The 17,871-nt window shown below is 72.3% G+C and carries 20 protein-coding genes and 2 tRNA genes; 3 read left to right on the forward strand and 19 right to left on the reverse strand.

Annotated elements, in window-relative coordinates; genetic code table 11:
* The 3 genes from ACIPKM_RS17950 to ACIPKM_RS17960 form a co-directional block, all read right to left on the reverse strand.
* The coding region (locus ACIPKM_RS17950) for a YceD family protein (RefSeq protein ID WP_402737249.1) at positions 1-316 on the reverse strand (316 nt) is incomplete at its 3' end.
* A 75-nt stretch (positions 317-391) separates the two neighbouring features.
* A complete protein-coding gene (coaD, locus tag ACIPKM_RS17955) occupies positions 392-886 on the reverse strand; it encodes a pantetheine-phosphate adenylyltransferase (RefSeq protein ID WP_402737250.1) in 495 nt (164 codons plus the stop codon).
* 20 nt (positions 887-906) lie between these two features.
* Positions 907-3,096: an ATP-dependent DNA helicase RecG gene (locus ACIPKM_RS17960; protein WP_402737259.1), complete on the reverse strand. Its 2,190-nt coding sequence runs from the start codon at positions 3,094-3,096 to the stop codon at positions 907-909.
* A gap of 129 nt (positions 3,097-3,225) precedes the next feature.
* Between ACIPKM_RS17960 and ACIPKM_RS17965 the strand changes: the two genes are divergently transcribed.
* The gene (locus ACIPKM_RS17965; RefSeq protein ID WP_070416420.1) at positions 3,226-3,789 is read left to right on the forward strand and encodes an RsmD family RNA methyltransferase; all 564 of its coding nucleotides are present in this window, start codon (positions 3,226-3,228) and stop codon (positions 3,787-3,789) included.
* Between the two features lie 19 nt (positions 3,790-3,808).
* Here the strand turns inward: ACIPKM_RS17965 and thiL are convergent, their stop codons facing one another.
* Entirely contained in the window at positions 3,809-4,816 is a 1,008-nt protein-coding gene (gene thiL / locus ACIPKM_RS17970; protein WP_402737251.1) for a thiamine-phosphate kinase, read from the reverse strand.
* Between the two features lie 24 nt (positions 4,817-4,840).
* Between thiL and ACIPKM_RS17975 the strand changes: the two genes are divergently transcribed.
* Positions 4,841-5,326 carry a DUF3515 family protein gene (locus ACIPKM_RS17975; protein WP_071302177.1) on the forward strand — a complete coding sequence of 162 codons (486 nt, stop codon included), beginning with the start codon at positions 4,841-4,843 and terminating at the stop codon, positions 5,324-5,326.
* A gap of 7 nt (positions 5,327-5,333) precedes the next feature.
* Here ACIPKM_RS17975 and ACIPKM_RS17980 read toward each other — a convergent pair whose 3' ends face one another.
* The 6 genes from ACIPKM_RS17980 to leuC form a co-directional block, all read right to left on the reverse strand.
* A complete protein-coding gene (locus ACIPKM_RS17980; protein WP_071302178.1) occupies positions 5,334-6,434 on the reverse strand; it encodes a D-alanine--D-alanine ligase family protein in 1,101 nt (366 codons plus the stop codon).
* Between the two features lie 32 nt (positions 6,435-6,466).
* Positions 6,467-7,480, reverse strand: a complete 1,014-nt coding sequence (locus tag ACIPKM_RS17985; protein WP_070419107.1) for an NAD(P)H-dependent glycerol-3-phosphate dehydrogenase — start codon at positions 7,478-7,480, stop codon at positions 6,467-6,469.
* Between the two features lie 91 nt (positions 7,481-7,571).
* On the reverse strand, positions 7,572-8,327 hold the full coding sequence (locus ACIPKM_RS17990; protein ID WP_071296141.1) for a 1-acyl-sn-glycerol-3-phosphate acyltransferase: 756 nt from the start codon (positions 8,325-8,327) through the stop codon (positions 7,572-7,574).
* 85 nt (positions 8,328-8,412) lie between these two features.
* Entirely contained in the window at positions 8,413-9,780 is a 1,368-nt protein-coding gene (gene murA, locus ACIPKM_RS17995; protein WP_071296140.1) for a UDP-N-acetylglucosamine 1-carboxyvinyltransferase, read from the reverse strand.
* Entirely contained in the window at positions 9,780-10,376 is a 597-nt protein-coding gene (gene leuD / locus ACIPKM_RS18000) for a 3-isopropylmalate dehydratase small subunit (RefSeq protein WP_070416426.1), read from the reverse strand. Before leuD ends, murA begins: the two co-directional genes overlap by 1 nt.
* Positions 10,376-11,815, reverse strand: coding sequence for a 3-isopropylmalate dehydratase large subunit (gene leuC / locus ACIPKM_RS18005; RefSeq protein ID WP_402737252.1), 1,440 nt, complete (start codon positions 11,813-11,815; stop codon positions 10,376-10,378). The genes leuD and leuC overlap by 1 nt, the downstream gene beginning before the upstream one ends.
* A gap of 160 nt (positions 11,816-11,975) precedes the next feature.
* Here leuC and ACIPKM_RS18010 point away from each other — a divergent pair, with 160 nt between their 5' ends.
* On the forward strand, positions 11,976-13,043 hold the full coding sequence (locus ACIPKM_RS18010; RefSeq protein WP_229086633.1) for an FUSC family protein: 1,068 nt from the start codon (positions 11,976-11,978) through the stop codon (positions 13,041-13,043).
* Between the two features lie 99 nt (positions 13,044-13,142).
* On the opposite strand, the gene ACIPKM_RS18015 is transcribed toward ACIPKM_RS18010, so the two are convergent.
* The 9 genes from ACIPKM_RS18015 to ACIPKM_RS18055 all read right to left on the reverse strand — a co-directional run bounded on the left by ACIPKM_RS18015 (position 13,143) and on the right by ACIPKM_RS18055 (position 17,871).
* Positions 13,143-13,748 carry a histidine phosphatase family protein gene (locus tag ACIPKM_RS18015; protein ID WP_070416429.1) on the reverse strand — a complete coding sequence of 202 codons (606 nt, stop codon included), beginning with the start codon at positions 13,746-13,748 and terminating at the stop codon, positions 13,143-13,145.
* A complete protein-coding gene (gene crcB / locus ACIPKM_RS18020) occupies positions 13,745-14,119 on the reverse strand; it encodes a fluoride efflux transporter CrcB (RefSeq protein ID WP_071296136.1) in 375 nt (124 codons plus the stop codon). The genes ACIPKM_RS18015 and crcB overlap by 4 nt, the downstream gene beginning before the upstream one ends.
* The gene (locus tag ACIPKM_RS18025; protein ID WP_402737260.1) at positions 14,116-14,505 is read right to left on the reverse strand and encodes a fluoride efflux transporter FluC; all 390 of its coding nucleotides are present in this window, start codon (positions 14,503-14,505) and stop codon (positions 14,116-14,118) included. Before ACIPKM_RS18025 ends, crcB begins: the two co-directional genes overlap by 4 nt.
* A gap of 168 nt (positions 14,506-14,673) precedes the next feature.
* A complete protein-coding gene (locus ACIPKM_RS18030; RefSeq protein WP_402737253.1) occupies positions 14,674-15,081 on the reverse strand; it encodes a RidA family protein in 408 nt (135 codons plus the stop codon).
* Between the two features lie 71 nt (positions 15,082-15,152).
* Positions 15,153-15,225: transfer RNA gene (locus tag ACIPKM_RS18035), tRNA-Glu, on the reverse strand.
* A 71-nt stretch (positions 15,226-15,296) separates the two neighbouring features.
* Positions 15,297-15,372: transfer RNA gene (locus tag ACIPKM_RS18040), tRNA-Glu, on the reverse strand.
* A gap of 101 nt (positions 15,373-15,473) precedes the next feature.
* Positions 15,474-16,130 carry an MBL fold metallo-hydrolase gene (locus ACIPKM_RS18045; RefSeq protein ID WP_402737254.1) on the reverse strand — a complete coding sequence of 219 codons (657 nt, stop codon included), beginning with the start codon at positions 16,128-16,130 and terminating at the stop codon, positions 15,474-15,476.
* 134 nt (positions 16,131-16,264) lie between these two features.
* Entirely contained in the window at positions 16,265-17,305 is a 1,041-nt protein-coding gene (locus ACIPKM_RS18050; protein ID WP_092386715.1) for a LacI family DNA-binding transcriptional regulator, read from the reverse strand.
* 20 nt (positions 17,306-17,325) lie between these two features.
* Positions 17,326-17,871 carry a hypothetical protein gene (locus ACIPKM_RS18055; RefSeq protein ID WP_402737255.1) on the reverse strand — a complete coding sequence of 182 codons (546 nt, stop codon included), beginning with the start codon at positions 17,869-17,871 and terminating at the stop codon, positions 17,326-17,328.

The raw sequence follows: 17,871 nt of genomic DNA on the forward strand, positions 1-17,871 counted from the left end.
AGAAGTCGAAATCCTCCGAGGCATCATACGCGAACAGCTCGGCGAAATCGACCTCGACGGGCTCGCTGATGTCGATGAGGCACCGGGAGCACTCGCCCTCGGCCTCGGCGCTGGCGTGCCCGGAGACGAGGACGCCCTCGTGCAGGCCCTCGAGCCGGAGGTCGATGTGCATCTCGGCGCCTTCGCGGACGGAGATGACACCGGCTCCCATCGCATCCGGCACCGCGATGTCGAGCGAGTGCTCGCGCATCTCGCCCGGCCGGTGCGCGAGGTCGCGCACGCGCAGGGCGTAGGGGCTGTTCACGTGGGAAGACACGATCGACAAGCCTACATCGCTCGGGCCTGCGAGTCGAGGCGGGGGCGGGCGTGTCCGGTTCCGTGCGTCCGGCGCTCAGCGCCCGGTGTGCTCGTGGAGGGCCGCCGCGACCACCTGCGGCACGTACGGGGTCACGTCGCCGCCGAGGGACGCCACCTGACGGATGAGCGAGCTCGACACGTGCGCGCGGGCGGCCTCGGGCAGCAGGAACACCGTCTCGACGTCGGCGAGGTGCCGGTTCATGATCGCCATCGGGGTCTCGTACGCGACGTCCTCGCCGGATCGGACGCCCTTGACGAGCACCTTCGCACCGACCTGCCGGCAGTAGTCGACGAGCAACCCCGAGGTCCATTCCCCGACCAGGACGTTGTCGGACACGCCCGTCTCGACGAGCGACTCCTCGATGAGGCGGACACGGTCGACCGCGTCGAACATCGCGGGCCGCTTGTCGGGGTTGTGCACGACGAGCACGTGCACCTCGTCGAAGAGCCCCGCCGCACGCCCGATCACGTCGAGGTGCCCGAGGGTCACGGGATCGAAGGAACCGGGGACCACCGCGATCTGCGCCATGCCAGCGACGATACCGGCGTTCAGTTCTTGCCGAGGAACGCGGCGTCGGACTCGTCGAGCCGCCGGGCCAGGGCTTCGCGGAGCGCGGGGTGCCCGTCGAGCTGCGGATCCGGCTCCAGCACGCGCTCGGCTTCCTCGCGCGCGTCGACGATGAGGTCGGCGTGCTCCACGACGCGCAGGAGGTTCAGCGACGACCGCCCGCCCGACTGCCGTTCGCCGAGCACGTCGCCCTCGCGCCGGAGCTCGAGGTCGACCCGCGCGAGCTCGAACCCGTCGTCGGACGCCGACACCGCGTCGACCCGTTCCCGCGAGGTCGTCTCGGCCTCGGCCGCGGTCACGAGCAGGCACACGCCGGCGTACTGGCCGCGGCCGATGCGCCCGCGGAGCTGGTGGAGCTGCGAGACGCCGAACCGGTCGGCGTCGAGCACGGCCATCATCGAGGCGTTCGGCACGTCGACGCCGACCTCGATCACGGTCGTCGCCACGAGCACGTCGACCGTGCCGGCCGCGAAGGAGGTCATCACCCGGTCCTTCTCGTCCGCCGTCATGCGGCCGTGCAGGACCTCGATCCGGCGGTCGGCGAGGACCGGCATCGTCCGGATCCGTTCCGCCGTGGCGAGCACGGTGGCCGGGGCGCGCTTCGGGGTGTCGTCGCTCGCCGGGTCGGGCTCGCCGTCGTCTTGCGTGTGGGCGTCGTCGATCGCCGGGCACACCACGAAGGCCTGTCGGCCGTCGGCGAGTTCCTCGGCCATGCGGGTCCAGATGCGGGACTCCCAGCCCGGGTGCTCGGCGAGCGGGACCGTGAAGGTCTCGACGCCGGCGCGGCCGGAGGGCAGCCCGGTGATCGTCGAGACGTCGAGGTCGCCGAACACCGTCATCGCCACCGTGCGCGGGATGGGCGTCGCGGTGAGGACGAGCACGTGCGGCGGTGTGGCCCCCTTCGTGCGGAGGGCCTCGCGCTGTTCGACCCCGAAGCGGTGCTGCTCGTCCACGACGACGAGGCCGAGCTCGGCGAAGTCGACCCGGTCGCCGAGGAGCGCGTGCGTGCCGACCACGAGCCGCGAGCTGCCGGACGCCGCCGCGAGCAGGGCCCGCCGCCGTTCGTCCGTCGACTGCGACCCCGTGAGGATCACCGGCCGGAGCTCGGCCGCGAGGTCGGGGCCGAGGAACTTCGCGATCGACCGGAGGTGCTGTGCCGCGAGGACCTCGGTCGGGGCGATGAGCGCCGACTGCCCGCCGGACTCGGCCACGGTGAGCATCGCCCGGATCGCCACGAGGGTCTTGCCGGAGCCGACCTCGCCCTGCACGAGGCGGTGCATCGGCCAGTCCGCCGCCAGGTCGTGCGCGATCTCGGCGCCGACCGACCGCTGGTCGTCCGTGAGGGTGAACGGCAGCGTGGCGTCGAAGCGTTCGAGGATCCCGCCGGGCGCGGCGGAGCGCGGCGTCGCGGCGGTGGCGCGCGCGGCGATCCGGCGCTGCACGAGGGCGGTCTGGAGCACGAACGCCTCGCGGTAGCGGAGGGCGTCCTGCGCGCGCTTGAAGTCCGCGACCTTCTCGGGGCGGTGCAGGAGTTCGAGGGCCTTGCGGAACGGCACGAGGTCGAGCCGGGTCCGCACCCGGGCAGGGATCGGGTCCGGGACGTCGGGCAGCGTGTCGAGCACGATCGCCATCGACTTGGCGATCTGCCACGAGGTCAGCGTCGACGTCGCCGGGTAGATCGGGATCGGCTGGCGGGAGAAGCGGATGGCTTCCTCGGACTCGGGGTCCGCCGTCGCCCGGGGGTCGTCGCGGTCGAACAGCTCGTAGTCGGGGTGGGCGAGCTGCCGTGCGCCGCGGTAGTCGCCGACCTTGCCGGAGAAGATGCCGCGGGCACCGGGCACGAGGTCCTTCGTCCGCCAGCCCTGGTTGAAGAACGTCAGGGTGAGCAGCCCCTTGCCGTCGCCGATCTTGGCTTCGAGGATCGACCCGCGGCGCGCACGCATCGTCCGTTCGCGGACGTCGACGACCTCGGCCACGATCGTCACCGACTCGCCGATCGCGAGGGAGTCGAGCGCGGTCAGGGCACCGCGTTCGGCGTAGCGCCGGGGTGCGTGCTCGAGGAACTCGCCGACCATGCGGTACCCGAACGCCTTCTCGATCGCGCTCGCCGTCCGTCCACCGAGGACGGTCGACAACCGCGCGTCGAGCGGTGCGGGGCCGAGGTCCGGCACCGCCGGCTCGGTTGTCGTTCCGGTCGTGACCACACGTCAACGGTACCCGGCGGCACCGACGCGATCCGCGCCTCCTGGACCGCCTGTGGAGAACGCCTGGAGCGCCCGGTGGCCCGCTACGGTGGCTGCATGACCCGCATCATCGCCGGCGCCGCCGGCTCCACGACGCTCCGGGTGCCGAAGTCCGGCACGCGGCCGACGAGCGACCGGGTGCGCGAGGCGCTGTTCTCGTCGCTCGAGGCACGCGGGCTCGTCGACGACACCTCCGTCGCCGACCTGTACGCCGGCACGGGCGCCCTCGGGCTCGAGGCGGCGTCCCGCGGTGCGGTCGAGGTCGTGCTCGTCGACCGCGCGTCGGCGGCGGCGCAGGCCTGCCGGGCGAACGCGAAGGCCGTGCAGCAGCGGGTTCCCGGCGTGCGGATCGACGTGCAGCCGCAGCCGGTGCTCGGGTACCTGCGCGGCACCGTGCGGACGTTCGACCTGGTGTTCATCGACCCGCCGTACGACGTCACCGAGCACGAGCTGGCCGAGGTGCTCGAGACGCTCGTGCCCCGGCTCACGGCGGCCGCGGTGGTGGTCGTGGAGCGGAGCAAGCGCTCCCCCGAGCCGACGTGGCCCGCGGGGCTCGAGCCGTTCAGCAAGCGGAGCTACGGCGAGACCGTCGCGTGGGAGGCCGTGGTCGCCGCCGCCTGAGGCCGCGCCCGCGAGCCGGTCAGCCGGCCGCGCCGTCCCAGTCGGCGTAGGGGTCCCAGCCGGTCGTCGGCACGGGCACTCCCCAGCGCACGAGGTCCGCGTCGCCCCGGTCGAGCACGACGCCGATCCGACGGAACCCCCCGGGCAGCGGGACACCGGGCGGGAACGCGGCGAGCAGCCCGTGGTCCTCGCCGCCGTGCAGCGCCACCTCGTCGATGACGTGCCCGCTGTCGGAGGCCTCGTCGAGCGCCAGTGTCACCCCGCTGGCCCGGGCGAGCCGTCCGGCGTCGATCGCCAGCCCGTCGGAGAGGTCGAGCATCGCCGTCGCCCCCGCGGACGCCGCGCGTGGCCCGTCCGGGATCGGCGGGACCGGGCGCCGCTGTCGTCCGACGTCGGGGTCCGTGTCCGCGCCGCTCGCCACGACCGCCTCGCGGGAGGGTTCGCCGTCGGCGTCCACACCCTCGCGGAAGAGCCGCGTCAGCCCACGCGCCGCTGGCCCGAGCTCCCCCGAGACGGCGAGGACGTCCCCAGGGCGGGCACCCGAGCGGACGACGGGGGCACGGCCCTCGAGGTCGCCGAAGGCCGTCACCGACACCGTGAACGCCGACGACGTGGAGAGGTCCCCGCCGACGACGCCGCAGCCGGGCGCCAGGGCGTCGACCGCCAGGCGCACCCCGTCCGCGAAGGACTCGAGCACCGCCACGGGGGTGTCCTGCGGTGCCGCCAGGGCGATCACGAGGCCGGTCGGCACCGCACCCATCGCGGCGACGTCGGACAGGTTCGTCGCCGCGGCCTTCCACCCGACGTCCTCGGGTGCGGACCAGGCCCAGCGGAAGTCCGGCCCGTGCACCATCATGTCCGTGGTCACCACGAACCGGCCGTCCGGTGCCGCCACGACCGCGCAGTCGTCGCCGGGGCCGAGCAGCGGCGTGCCGGCGGGCAACCGGCGCACGATGCGGTCGAGGACGACGAGTTCGCCGAGCTCCCCCACGGTCGGTCCGGCCCAGGCGTCGTACGTCGCGTCCACACGAGAACGGTAGCCTGGACGTCGATGGACACCGTGCGCCGCCCCACCCGGAAGACCGCGATCGTGGGCGTCGTGATCGCCCTCGCGGCCGGTCTGACCGGCTGCACGAACGCCGTCGCGATGTCCCCGGCGCCCTCAGCCGACGCCGCCGCGTGCGCGGCCGTGCAGGTCCGGCTGCCGGCAGCGGTCGACTCGAAGTTCGACCTGCGGAACACGAACGCCCAGTCGACGGCGGCGTGGGGCGACCCCGAGGTGGCCCTGTACCACTGCGGCGTGGCCGTCCCGACGGTCTCCGACCTGCCGTGCTTCTCGCTCGGTGACGTCGACTGGATCCGGGACGACCGTGGCGGGCAGATCGTCTACACGACATTCGGGCGGTCGCCGGCGGTCCAGCTCGTCATCGACGCGACGAAGACCACGAACCAGGTCGTGCAGGACGTCACCGACGCGGTGTCGACGCTCCCGAAGGACGGGCACCAGTGCCTGGACCCGTCCGACGTCGACCAGTAGGCCCGGGTCAGCGGACGGCGGCGCGCCCCAGCTCGATGAGCTCGCGGACGAGCTCGCCGTAGGACACGCCCGACGCCGCCCAGCAGCGCGGGTACATCGACAGCGGTGTGAACCCCGGCATCGTGTTGACCTCGTTCACCACGAAGCCGTCGTCGGTCAGGAAGCAGTCGACGCGGGCGAGCCCGGAGCCGCCGATCGCCTCGAACGCCCGGGCGCCGATCGACCGGATCTCGTCCGTCTGCGCCTCGGTGAGCGGGGCCGGGCAGAGCAGCGACTCGTCACCGCCGAGGTACTTCGACGCGAAGTCGTAGAAGCCGTCCTCGGCGACGACGATCTCGCCCGGCAGGCTCGTGCGCGGGACGCCGTCGCGACCCTCGAGCACCGCGACCTCGACCTCGCGCCCGATCACCCGCGGCTCGACGATGACCTTGGAGTCGTGCTCGAACGCCAGGTCCATCGCGGCACCGAGCTCGTCGGGACCGTCCACGCGGGACACCCCCATGCTGGAGCCCGCACGTGCCGGCTTCACGAAGAGCGGCCACCCGTGCGCGGCGATCGCCTCGGCGACGTCGACCGGGTCGGCCGACCACTCGCGACGGAGCACGGTCGTCCACGGCGCGACCCGGAGCCCGGCGTGCTCGAGGACCGCCTTGGCGACGTGCTTGTCCATGGCCAGGGCGCTCGCGAGCACCCCGTCACCGACGTACGGCAGACCGGCGATCTCGAGGAGCCCCTGGACGGTGCCGTCCTCGCCGAACGGGCCGTGCAGGATCGGGAAGACGATGTCGACCGCGATCGTCGTGACGGAGCCGTCCGGGTGCGAGACCACGAGCTCGTTCGTCGCCGGCGACGTCGGGAACGCCACGCGGGTGCCGTTGTCGGGCACCGTCGGGAGCGTGCCGTCACGCAGCGCCCACTGCGCCGGGTCGTCGGGCTGGAGCGTGAACGCCCCGTCCTTCGTGATGCCGATCGGCACGAGGTCGTACTCGGCACGGTCGACGACGTCCATGATCCCGCCGGCGGTCACGCAGCTGATCTCGTGCTCGCTCGAACGGCCGCCGAACAGCACGGCGACGGTCGTCGGTGGCACGGGTGCGATCGTGGGCATGGCAGTCCTCTTGCTGGTCGGGGTCGGACCGGTCACTCGCCCTGGGGTTCGTCGGTCTCGGTGAGGTGCGGCGCGATGTTGCGCGGATCGAGCCTACCGGCGAGCACCTCGGCGACCTGCCCCACGATGGGCATGTCGACGCCGTTCGCCGCGGCGAGCTCGAGGATCGGCGCGACCGAGGCGAGCCCCTCGGCGGTCTGGTTCATCTGGCGGACGACCTCGTCGAACCGGTACCCCTGGCCGAGCAGCCGCCCCGCGGTGTTGTTCCGCGAGAGCGGTGACTGGCACGTGGCGATGAGGTCGCCGAGACCGGCGAGCCCGGACAGCGTCGAGGGCTGCGCGCCGAGCGACACCGCGAAGTCGGTCATCTCGGCGAGCCCGCGCGTGATGATCGACGCCTTCGTGTTCTCGCCGTAGCCGACGCCGTCGACGATGCCGATCGCCACGGCGATGAGGTTCTTCAGCACGCCGCCGAACTCGGTGCCGATGACGTCGGTGTTGATGAACGACCGGAAGTACGGGTTCGTGGCGACGGCGGCCACCGCGCTGGCGGTCTCGGCCGACGACGAGGACACGACGGCCGCAGTGGGCTGCCGACGGGCGATCTCCAGCGCCAGGTTCGGGCCGCTCGCGACGGCGATGCGGTCCTGGTCGATGCCGAGGCCCTGGAGCAGGACCTCGCTCATCCGCAGACCGGTCGCCTTCTCGACGCCCTTCATCAGGCTCACCACGGGCACCCCCGGCGCGAGCAGCGGCGCGATCGCGTCGAGGTTCGACCGCAGGGTCTGCGACGGCACCGACACGTACACCTGCTGGGCGCCGTCGAGCACGGCGGACAGCGACGTCGAGGCGGTCAGGGTGCGCGGGAGGTTGATGCCGGGCAGGTACTCCGAGTTGCGCTTGGTCTCGGTGATCTCGCGCGCGACCTCGGGACGACGTGCCCACACGACCGTGTCGGCACCGCCCTCGGCGAGGACCTTGGCGAACGTGGTCCCCCAGCTGCCGGCACCGATGACGGCGACGCGCGGCTTGTCGGTCGACTGCATGACCACGCGGATCGCGGCGGTGTCCACCGCTCCGGGGGCTGCGACCGCGGGGTCCGGGTGGTCATCGTGCGGGCGGAGGCCCGGTCGCTGCTCACTCAAACCGGCCGGTCTCCTTCTGGTTGTTCGCCGCCGGGTCCCAGCGGGTCGGGGGTGCCTGCTGCCCGCGGAGCTCCTCGAGCAGCGCGGTGATGTGCCGCATGAGCAGCTCGGTCGCCTCGACGAGCACCTGCTGGTCGATCGGCTTGCCGCGGTACGCCGACAGGTCGACGGGGTCGCCGACGATGACGTCCACACGCGACGGCGGGATGAGCCGGAGCTTCTTGCCGTACCGCGCCATGATGTTCTGCGTGCCCCAGTGGGCCATCGGGATGAGCGGCACGTCGTTCTCGAGCGCGATCCGCACTGCGCCGGTCTTGCCGCGCATCGGCCACAGGTCCGGGTCACGGGTGAGCGTGCCCTCGGGGTAGACGATGATGGCGCCGCCCTGCTCGATGAGGGACCGGCCGCCACCGAGCGGGTCGCTCAGCCGGGTACGGCCGGAACGCTCGACGGGGATCTGGCCCATGCCGGACATGATCTTGCCGAAGACCGGGACCTTGAAGAGGGACGCCTTCGCGAGGAACCGCGGTGCCCGACGGGACAGCCAGACCGCCGTGCCGACGACGAGCGGGTCGATGTTGGTGAAGTGGTTCGGTGCGAGCACGAACGCGCCCTCGGCCGGCAACCGGTTCGGGCCGTGCCAGTGGTAGCGCGCGGAGAAGCGGAAGGTCGGGATGACCACGGTGGCGAGGATCCGGAAGGCCGTGTTCAGCTCCCCGCGGCGCCACCGGCGCCCAGGGACGGGCATGCCGGTGGTGACCTGCGAGGCGGAGGCGCGCCGCGCCTCCTGGCCCTCACCGTCACCGCGAGGTGCCGGAGCAGCAGTCACCGCGCTAGCCCGCGAAGTCGAAGTCGGCGCCGAGCTTGCGCAGCTTCGGGATGAAGTGCTCGTAGCCGCGGCTGATGATGCCGACGTTCGTGATGTGGGACTCGCCCTCGGCGGTGAGTGCCGCGATGAGGTGGCTGAAGCCGCCGCGGAGGTCCGGCACGCGGACGTTGGCGGCGTGGAGCGTCGTCGGGCCGGTGATGACCGCGGCCTGCTCGAAGGGACGGCGGGCGACGCGACGGTCGTGCCCGGGCAGGCCCTCCTTGTGGACGACGATGTCCGCGCCCATCTCGTTCAGGGCGTCGGTGAAGCCGAAGCGGTTCTCGTACACGGTCTCGTGCACGATGCTCTGCCCGGCGGCCTGGGTCAGGGCCACGACGAGCGGCTGCTGCCAGTCCGTCATGAACCCGGGGTGCACGTCGGTCTCGATGACGACCGGCTTGAGGACCTCGAGCTCGCGGTAGAAGCGGATGCCGTCCTCTTGGATGTCGAACCCGCCGCCGACCTTGCGGAAGACGTTGAGGAACGTCATGAGCTCCTGCTGCTTCGCACCCTCGACGAAGATGTCGCCGTTGGTCGCGAGCGCGGCGGAGGCCCAGCTGGCGGCCTCGTTGCGGTCGTTGATCGCACGGTGCGTGTAGCCGCGGAGCGACTGGACGCCCTCGATGAAGATGACGCGGTTCGGCTCGACCGAGACGATCGCGCCCATCTTCTGCAGGATCGCGATGAGGTCCATGATCTCGGGCTCGATCGCGGCGTTCCGGAGCTCCGTGACGCCCTCGGCGAGGGTCGCGGACAGCAGGACCTGCTCGGTGGCGCCGACGCTCGGGTAGGGCAGCTCGATGTACGCGCCCTTGAGGCCGTCCGGGGCGGTGAGGTGGATGCCGTTGACCTGCTTGTCGACGACCGCGCCCATGGCACGGAGGGCGTCGAGGTGGAAGTCGATCGGGCGGTCGCCGATGCGGCAGCCACCGAGGTCGGGGATGAACGCCTCGCCGAGCTTGTGCAGCAGCGGACCGCAGAACAGGATCGGGATGCGGCTCGAGCCGGCGTGGGCGTCGATCTCGGCGAAGTGCGCCGACTCGACGTTCGACGGGTCGAGGATGAGCTCGCCTCGTGCAGGATCGGTGATGCGCACGCCGTGCACCTCGAGCAGCCCGCGGACGACCTTGACGTCGGAGATGTCCGGGACGTCCTTGAGGATCGACGGGGTGTCACCGAGCAGCGACGCCACCATGGCCTTGGTCGCGAGGTTCTTCGCCCCGCGGACCTCGATGCGTCCCACGAGCGGCTTGCCCCCGCGGATGACGATCTCGTCCGACTTGAGGCCCACGCGCGCCCCTGCGGCCGCTGCGTCCTGTACGAGAGAGTTCACTACTTCACCGGCAATGTCTTCGGCCGCCAACGGGAGCGGCGGGATTCGAACTCCGTGATCGAGGTCTCGTCACGGAGGGTGAGCCCGATGTCGTCGAGCCCTTCCATCAACCGCCAACGAGTGTAAGCGTCGATCTCGAAGGGGACGTCCACATCCCCGAGCGACACGCGCTGCGCCACCAGGTCCACGGTCGCCGACACCCCCGGGTTCCGCTCGATCTCGGCCCAGAGCCGCTCGACTTCCGATTCGGTCACGATCGCGGTGACCAGTCCCTGCTTGCCCGCGTTGCCCTTGAAGATGTCGGCGAAGCGAGGCGAGATGACGACCGCGAAGCCGAAGTCACGCAGTGCCCAGACGGCGTGCTCACGCGACGAGCCGGTGCCGAAGTCCGGGCCTGCCACCAGGACCTTCGCGCCCTGGTACTCGGGCTGGTTCAGCACGAAGTCGGGGTCCTGGCGCCAGCCGGAGAACAGGGCGTCCTCGAAGCCGGTCTTCGTGACCCGCTTGAGGTAGACCGCGGGGATGATCTGGTCGGTGTCGACGTTGGACCGCTTGAGCGGTGCGGCGATTCCGGTGACGGTGGTGATCTTGTCCATCAGATTGCCCCTTCCAGGACGGCGTTCGACTCGGACGTCTCCAGGTCCCACGGGCTGGAGAGCGTGCCGCGCACGGCGGTGGCCGCGGCGACGAGCGGCGACACCAGGTGGGTGCGCCCGCCCTTGCCCTGACGCCCCTCGAAGTTGCGGTTCGACGTGCTCGCGCAGCGCTCCCCCGGCGCGAGCTGGTCGGGGTTCATGCCGAGGCACATCGAGCAGCCGGCGAACCGCCACTCGGCGCCGAAGTCCGTGAACACCTTGTCCAGCCCCTCGGCCTCGGCCTCGAGCCGGACCCGTGCGGACCCGGGCACGACCATGACCCGGACCCCGTCGGCCTTCTTGCGGCCCTGGATGATCGACGCGAAGGCCCGCAGGTCCTCGATGCGCGAGTTCGTGCACGACCCCATGAACACCGCGTCGACGGCGATGTCCTTCATCGGGGTGCCGGCCGCGATGTCCATGTACTCCAGCGCACGCTGCGCGGCGGCCTGGTCGTTCGGGTCGTCGAAGTCCGCGGGCGACGGCACGCTCTCGGACAGCGAGACGCCCTGGCCGGGGTTCGTGCCCCAGGTGACGAAGGGCTCGAGCTCGTCGGCGTCGATGAAGACCTCGGCGTCGAACACCGCGTCGTCGTCGGTCGACAGGGTGTCCCAGTACGCGACGGCGTCGTCCCAGTCCTGGCCGGTCGGGGCGTGGTCGCGGCCCTGCACGTAGTCGTAGGTGGTCTGGTCGGGGGCGACCATTCCGGCGCGGGCACCGGCCTCGATCGACATGTTGCAGATCGTCATGCGGCCCTCCATCGAGAGGGCACGGATCGCCGAGCCGCGGTACTCGAGCACGTAGCCCTGCCCGCCGCCGGTGCCGATCTTCGCGATGACGGCGAGGATGATGTCCTTCGCCGTCACGCCCGGACGCAGCGTGCCCTCGACCGTGATCGCCATGGTCTTGAAGGGCTTGAGCGGCAGGGTCTGGGTCGCGAGGACGTGCTCGACCTCGGACGTCCCGATGCCGAACGCCATCGCACCGAACGCTCCGTGCGTGCTGGTGTGCGAGTCGCCGCAGACCACCGTGATGCCGGGCATGGTCAGGCCGAGCTGGGGACCGACCACGTGGACGATGCCCTGCTCCTTGTCGCCCAGGGAGTGCAAGCGGACGCCGAACTCCTCGCAGTTGCGACGGAGCGTCTCGATCTGGGTCCGGCTGGTCGGGTCCGCGATCGGACGGTCGATCGCGAGGGTCGGGGTGTTGTGGTCCTCGGTCGCGATCGTCAGGTCCAGGCGGCGCACCGGGCGGCCGGCCTGGCGCAGGCCGTCGAACGCCTGCGGACTCGTGACCTCGTGCACGAGGTGGAGGTCGATGTAGAGGAGGTCGGGGTTGCCGTCCTCGCCCTTGACCACGACGTGGTCGTCCCACACCTTCTCGGCGAGCGTCTTTCCCATCGGGTGCGACCCTTCCTCGTTGTCGTCGATGCGCCGCTGTCGCGGCTCGGTCCGGCGAGTCTAGCAGGTTGGTATACCAACGTGCTCCCGCGCCGATCCGGCGGCCTGGAGGCGCGGCTCGACTCCGCGACACCCGTCGCGGTGGGAAGATGGACGCGACATGACGACACCTGCGCACTCGACCCGGACCATCAACATCGAGGGCGCGATCCGCGCCGCGGTCGCCGGTGGCGCCCCGCTCGCGCTGCTCATCGCCCTCGGGATGCCCGGGTACGCCGCCTTCGCCATGTTCGCCGGGTTCACGGCGATCTTCGGCGCGACCGAGCCCTACCGGCAGCGTGCGGTGACGACCGGTGTCGCCGGCGCGATGCAGGCGGTGTGCATGGCCGCCGGCGTGGGTGTCGCCCTGGCCGGGTCGCAGCTCTGGATGCAGGCGGTCGGGCTCGTCCTCGTGCTCGTCTTCGCCGTCTGCACGCTGAGCGCCCTCCGCTCGATCCCGGCGCAGCCGATCTTCCCGGTGTTCGCGTTCCTCGTCTCGTCGCTCGTGCCGGTCCGGCCGGCCGACGTCCCGGTCATCGCCACGATCATCGCGTGCTCGGTCGTCTGGGCCTGGCTCGTCGCGATGTCCGGCTCCGTCCTGCGCCTCGTGCTGCACCCGCACGCCCCGCACCGGTTCCGGCCGCTGGCGGAGCGCAAGCACCGTTCGCTCGCGGTGCTCCGGACGCCCGCGCTGTGGGAGACCGTGGCCCTCAACGTGGTCGGAGCGCTCGTCGCCGGGGCCGTCGCCGAGACGATCCCCGGGCTCGGGCACCCCTACTGGGCGGTCATCGCCGTGGTGTCGACGCTGCCCGCACTGCGCCAGCGGCACACGGTGTTCCGGGCGTTCCAGCGGTTCATCGGCACGATCGGCGGCACCGTGATCGCGGTGGGCATCCTGCTGCTGGAGCCCTCGGCGTGGTGGATCGTCCTGATCGCCGTCGTCGGGCAGTTCTTCGCCGAGATCTTCGTCGCGCGGCACTACGCCGTGTGCCTGCTCTTCCTCACGCCGCTCGCGCTCGCCGTGTCGTGGCTGAGCCTGCCCGAGGCGCCGGAGCTCCTCGCGCTCGACCGCGTCGCGCAGACCACCCTGGGCGCACTCGTCAGCGTCGCGCTGCTGTTCGTGGGGCGAGGGATCGAGCGGCGGCGCGGTCGCGCGCTGGGCGCGACGAGCGCGATCCGCACCGTCTGACGCGGGCTGCGCGGACGGGAGGGGCGGGTCGGGCCGGCACCGCGCCTCCCGTCCGCAGCAGGCCGCCGCAGACCCGCTGCGGCTGCGTGCGCGGACGCGTCAGTCGCGGGGCTGGATGTTCCAGGCGTCGATGACGGGACGGCCGTGCTCGTACCCGAGCACGCTCACCGAGGCGGTGCCGAGCTTCAGCACGGCGCCGTCCTGCGGTGCGAGGCGGATCCACGCGGCGCCGAGCGCGCGGAGGACGTGCCCGTGGGCGACGACGATCGCGTCCTGCCCCTCGGCGAGGACCGGTCGGGCACGGTTGAGGATGCGCTCGACGCGGACCCGGACCTCGGCGGCGTTCTCGCCGGGGGTGTCACCGGCGGGCACGCCGTCGGTCCAGAGGTCCCACGGGCCGTGCCGGAGGACCTTGATCTGCGGCGTGGTGAGGCCCTCGTACGCGCCGTAGTCCCACTCGTAGAGGTCCTCGTCGAGCTCCGCGTCGACACCGACGAGCGCCGCCGTGTCGCGGGCACGCTGCAACGGGCTGGACAGCGCCAGCGCGAACGTGCGGTCCGCCAGGTACCGGCCGGCGCGCTTCGCCTGCTCGATGCCGTTCTCGGTGAGCGGGATGTCGGTGCGGCCGGTGTGCTGCCCGCTCTTCGACCACTCCGTCTCTCCGTGACGGACGAGGACGAGTTCGCCGGGGCGTTCCGAGGTCATGTGTTCCTTCCGATGAGCAGGCCGAGCGCGGCTGCGCCGACCGAGACGACGAGCATCCCGAGGCCGTTCAGGACGGCGAGCCGGGGCTTGCCGGATCGGAGGAGCTGTACGGTCTCGACGCTCGCCGTCGAGAACGTCGTGTACCCACCCATCATGCCCGTTCCGAGCACCGCGACGACCGGGAGCGGGATCGTGCCCGCCTGCCCGAGGCCCGTCAGGACCCCGAGGACGAGCGATCCGGACACGTTGATGACGACCGTGCCGAGCGGGAAGCCGGACACCCGGGCCTTCACGACACCGTCGAGGAGGAAGCGCAGCGCCGCGCCGACTCCCCCGCCGACCGCGACGAGGAGCAGTTCGAGGGCGTTCACCGGGCGCCTCCGGACCGGAGCACCGTGGCGAGTCCGATGCCGGCCACGACGGCGAACAGCCCCACCACGACCGTGAGCAGGGCGTACCCGCTGCCGGCACCCCAGCGACCGACGTCGAGCAGCTGCGCGGTGTCGTCGGCGAGCGTGCTGTAGGTCGTGAAGCCGCCGAGGATGCCAGTGCCGACGAACAACCGCAGGCCCCGACGACGCCCGACGTCCGGGCCGCGGTGCGCCAACGCCTCGAGCAGGAGGCCGAGGCAGAACGCGCCGACGACGTTGATCGCGAAGATCGCCCAGCTGATGCCGTCGTGCGCCGGGAAGACCTCGGCGAGGAGCGCTCGGACACCGGTGCCGATCGCCCCGCCGAGTGCGACGACGCCGAGCATCGACCAGCGGAGGTGGGGTGGACGTTCGTGCACGGTGCTCCTATCGCCGAGCACGCCGGATCGTCTCCGCGCGTGCGGTGTTCTCGGGATAGGGACCGTTGGCGGCTGGCCGCGGTTGGGTCCGGCAGGCCCCACTGCCGGGTCTGACGACCGGATCAGCGTACCGCGTCAGTCCGTGACGGCCGCGACGCCCTCGATCTCCACGAGCTGGTCGTCGTACCCGAGGACGGTCACCCCGACGAGGGTGCTCGGCACGTCGTGGTCGCCCATGGCCTCGCGGACGACCTCCCACGCGGCCACGAGGTCGGCCTGCCGGGTCGACGCGACGAGGACCCGGGTCTGGGCGAGAACGGCGATCCCGGCCCCCGCGGCGTCGAGCGCGGTGCGGAGGTTCTCGACGCACTGCGCCGCCTGACCGCGGACGTCGCCCACGGCCACGGTCCGGCCGTCGGCGTCGAGGGGGCACGCGCCGGCGAGGAACACGAGTCGGCTGCCGGCGGGCACGGACGCGGCGTACGCGTACTCCGCGACGTCGCTGAGGGCACCGGAACGGATGAGTTGCACGACACTGGTCACCCCGTCAGCCTCGCAGAGCCGACCGGGACGACGAAAGCCCCCCGGCGGACCGGAGGGCTTTCGTGCTGGTGTGACCCCAGCGGGATTCGAACCCGCGTTACCGCCGTGAGAGGGCGACGTACTAGGCCGCTGTACGATGGGGCCGTCACACATGGGAATCCCCCGCCCGGAAGCGGGGGTCATGGTCGTTGTCGGAGTCGGAGGCAAGCCACCTGTGGTGACCCCAGCGGGATTCGAACCCGCGTTACCGCCGTGAGAGGGCGACGTACTAGGCCGCTGTACGATGGGGCCGTTCCGACAACTCGACAAGTATTGCACAAGCCCGACGCCGTGCCAAAACGAGGCGTGTCGCCCGGGTGCGCCGCCATGCCGCGGCGGGACAACCGCCCCCGTCAGATCGTGAGCGACTCCCCGGGACGGAGGACGACGAGCGAGCCGGAGGGCTCCACGGCCTCGCGGAGACGACCGCTGTGCATGCCGTAGCCGACGTCGGAGAGCGTTGCCTCGTGCACGGGGTAGGCCAGGCGGGGCCCGACCGCGAGGACGTAGTCCATCATCTCGGAGACCTTGAGCCACGGGGCACCGACGGGTGCGGCGAGGACCTCGACCGGGACGTCGGGCACCGTGTAGGAGTCGCCCGGGTGGAAGAGCCTGCCGTTCACGAGGACACCGGTGTTGTCGACGATCGGGACGCTCGAGTGGATCAGGTTGTGACGCGTGCCGTGGAACGACAGGTCGAACGGGCCCACGGTGCGTCGGTCCCCGGCGGTGACGACGTCCACCACGACGCCGTCCGCGCCGCCCGCGTCGCTCGCGCCGGCGAGCGCCCGGGCGACACCGGCGGGGCCGATCACGACCGCCCCGGGGTTCGCGTCGAGGATCCGCCGGACCTGCTCGTGCGTGACGTGGTCCGGGTGCTCGTGGGTGACGACGACGGCGACGACACCGGTGACGTCGACGGGCCGGGTGAAGTTGCCCGGGTCCATGACGAGGCGCGCGCTGTCCTCGGTGACGATCTGGCAGGCGTGCTCGAGCTTGGTGACCTCCATGCGGGCGACCCTACGCGGCGGCGTGGCGGCGCGGCGCGGCGCGGCTTGCGTCGAACCACGGAAGCGACGTCGAACCAGGCACGGCGCCCGGTTCGATGTCGCGTTCGTGGTTCGGAGCGCGGCGATGCCACCGCCTACGCGCGGACGGCCCGGGGCGGCCCCGTCGTCGACCGCACCACGAGGTGCGCCGGGGACGCCGGCAGCGGCCCCGCGAGCCCGCCGTCGACCTCGGCGAGCACGGCCCGCGCCGCGACCCGCCCCTGGGCCACCGGGTCCTGGGCGATGGTGGTCAGCCCGGCGACCTCGCCGTACTCGTGGCCGTCGATGCCGATGACCGAGACGTCCTCCGGCACCGAGAGGCCCGCTCGACGCGCAGCGAGCACCACCCCGAGCGCCATCTCGTCCGACGCGCAGAACACCGCGGTCGGCCACGCGCCGTCACGCCCGACACCGCGGCGCCCGTCACGCCCGCCGAACAACGCCTCCCCCGCGTCGACGCCACCCGCGAAGGAGAACCGCCCGTCGAGGATCCAGTCCTCCCGCACCGCGATCCCCCGCGCGGCGAGGGCGTCCACGAACCCGTCCCGGCGCAGCCACGGCACCGCCACGTTCATCCCCGCCTCGTCCTGGCCGCCGACGTAGGCCACGTCCCGGTGCCCGAGTCCGCACAGGTGCTCCACGGCGATCCCGGCCACGGCGACGTCGTCCACGCCGACGTTCCGGAGGCCCGGCGCCGGACCGCCGATCACGATCATGGGGTGCCGCGTGAGTTCCAGTTCGGCGCGCTCGGTCTCGTCGAGCACGAGCGACAGCAGGACGAGGCCGTCGACCCGGTGCCGCAGCATCGACCGTCGGAACGCCCGGTCGCGGTCGCCGCCGGGTCCGCCGAGGTTGTACAGCACCAGGTCGTACCCGGCCCGCCGCAGTTCGGCGTCGACACCGCCGAGCGCCTTGACGTAGAACCACCGGTCGATCACCGGGACGACGACGCCGATCGCACGCTGCCTCCCCGTGGCGAGGCCGGCCGCCGCCGAGCTCGGCACGTACCCGAGCTCGTCGGCGACCCGTCGCACCTCGTCGATCGTGGTGTCCGCGACCGTCGACATCCCACGCAGTGCGCGGGACACCGTCGACTTCGACAGGCCCGTGACGGTCGCGATCTCCTGGATGCCCATGGACGGTCCCGGGAGGCCCGTCACCCGTCCGACGGCCGCCGCACGTCGGCGACGGGGCCGGTCTGCGCTCGCGCGACCGTCGGCGCACTGTCCGCCCCGGGGAGCGCCGTGCCGGGCGCTGCTCCGGTTCTCGGGACCGCGGCGCGCCGCGTCCGAGCGGCCCGACGACCGGCGGGCGCGAGTTCGTCCCACCCGACGTGGCGGTGCACCCGACCGTCCGCCGCGGGCTGCACGGCGACGCGGGACGGATCCGACCGCCACCCCGACGGACCGGCACCGGCCGCAGCGACCGGCGCCGCCGACGGCCGCGCGACCGAAGCGTGGACCGGCGCCGCCCCGCCGACACCGTCGGTCGAACGGGTGCGGCGGAGCACCGACACCCGCCACCGGTCGAGCACCACCACGCCGAGCACGCAGACGAGCAGCGTGAGCGCCCAACCGAGCGCCGGGCGACCGGTGAGCTCGCAGAACACCGTGGCCCCGAGGAACAGGATGCCGAACGTGCCGACGAAGCCGATGGCCTCCTCGATCCGGGCCGTGGGCCGGGTCGGTCCGCGCTGTGCCAT

Source organism: Curtobacterium sp. NPDC086286, from assembly GCF_044746255.1.
Classification (GTDB): Bacteria; Actinomycetota; Actinomycetes; order Actinomycetales; family Microbacteriaceae; genus Curtobacterium.

What these genes read in the sequence shown, in the direction of transcription:
- ACIPKM_RS18050 (WP_092386715.1), bottom strand. Translation starts at nt 17,305, where the DNA reads ATGGGCATCCAGGAGATCGCGACCGTCACGGGCCTGTCGAAGTCGACG.
- ACIPKM_RS17990 (WP_071296141.1), bottom strand. Translation starts at nt 8,327, where the DNA reads ATGCCCGTCCCTGGGCGCCGGTGGCGCCGCGGGGAGCTGAACACGGCC.
- ACIPKM_RS18010 (WP_229086633.1), top strand. Translation starts at nt 11,976, where the DNA reads ATGACGACACCTGCGCACTCGACCCGGACCATCAACATCGAGGGCGCG.
- ACIPKM_RS18055 (WP_402737255.1), bottom strand. Translation starts at nt 17,871, where the DNA reads ATGGCACAGCGCGGACCGACCCGGCCCACGGCCCGGATCGAGGAGGCC.
- ACIPKM_RS17975 (WP_071302177.1), top strand. Translation starts at nt 4,841, where the DNA reads ATGGACACCGTGCGCCGCCCCACCCGGAAGACCGCGATCGTGGGCGTC.
- coaD (WP_402737250.1), bottom strand. Translation starts at nt 886, where the DNA reads ATGGCGCAGATCGCGGTGGTCCCCGGTTCCTTCGATCCCGTGACCCTC.
- ACIPKM_RS17965 (WP_070416420.1), top strand. Translation starts at nt 3,226, where the DNA reads ATGACCCGCATCATCGCCGGCGCCGCCGGCTCCACGACGCTCCGGGTG.
- ACIPKM_RS17980 (WP_071302178.1), bottom strand. Translation starts at nt 6,434, where the DNA reads ATGCCCACGATCGCACCCGTGCCACCGACGACCGTCGCCGTGCTGTTC.
- ACIPKM_RS18045 (WP_402737254.1), bottom strand. Translation starts at nt 16,130, where the DNA reads ATGGAGGTCACCAAGCTCGAGCACGCCTGCCAGATCGTCACCGAGGAC.
- leuD (WP_070416426.1), bottom strand. Translation starts at nt 10,376, where the DNA reads ATGGACAAGATCACCACCGTCACCGGAATCGCCGCACCGCTCAAGCGG.
- ACIPKM_RS17985 (WP_070419107.1), bottom strand. Translation starts at nt 7,480, where the DNA reads ATGCAGTCGACCGACAAGCCGCGCGTCGCCGTCATCGGTGCCGGCAGC.
- ACIPKM_RS18025 (WP_402737260.1), bottom strand. Translation starts at nt 14,505, where the DNA reads ATGCTCGGCGTCGTCGCACTCGGCGGGGCGATCGGCACCGGTGTCCGA.
- ACIPKM_RS18015 (WP_070416429.1), bottom strand. Translation starts at nt 13,748, where the DNA reads ATGACCTCGGAACGCCCCGGCGAACTCGTCCTCGTCCGTCACGGAGAG.
- leuC (WP_402737252.1), bottom strand. Translation starts at nt 11,815, where the DNA reads ATGGGAAAGACGCTCGCCGAGAAGGTGTGGGACGACCACGTCGTGGTC.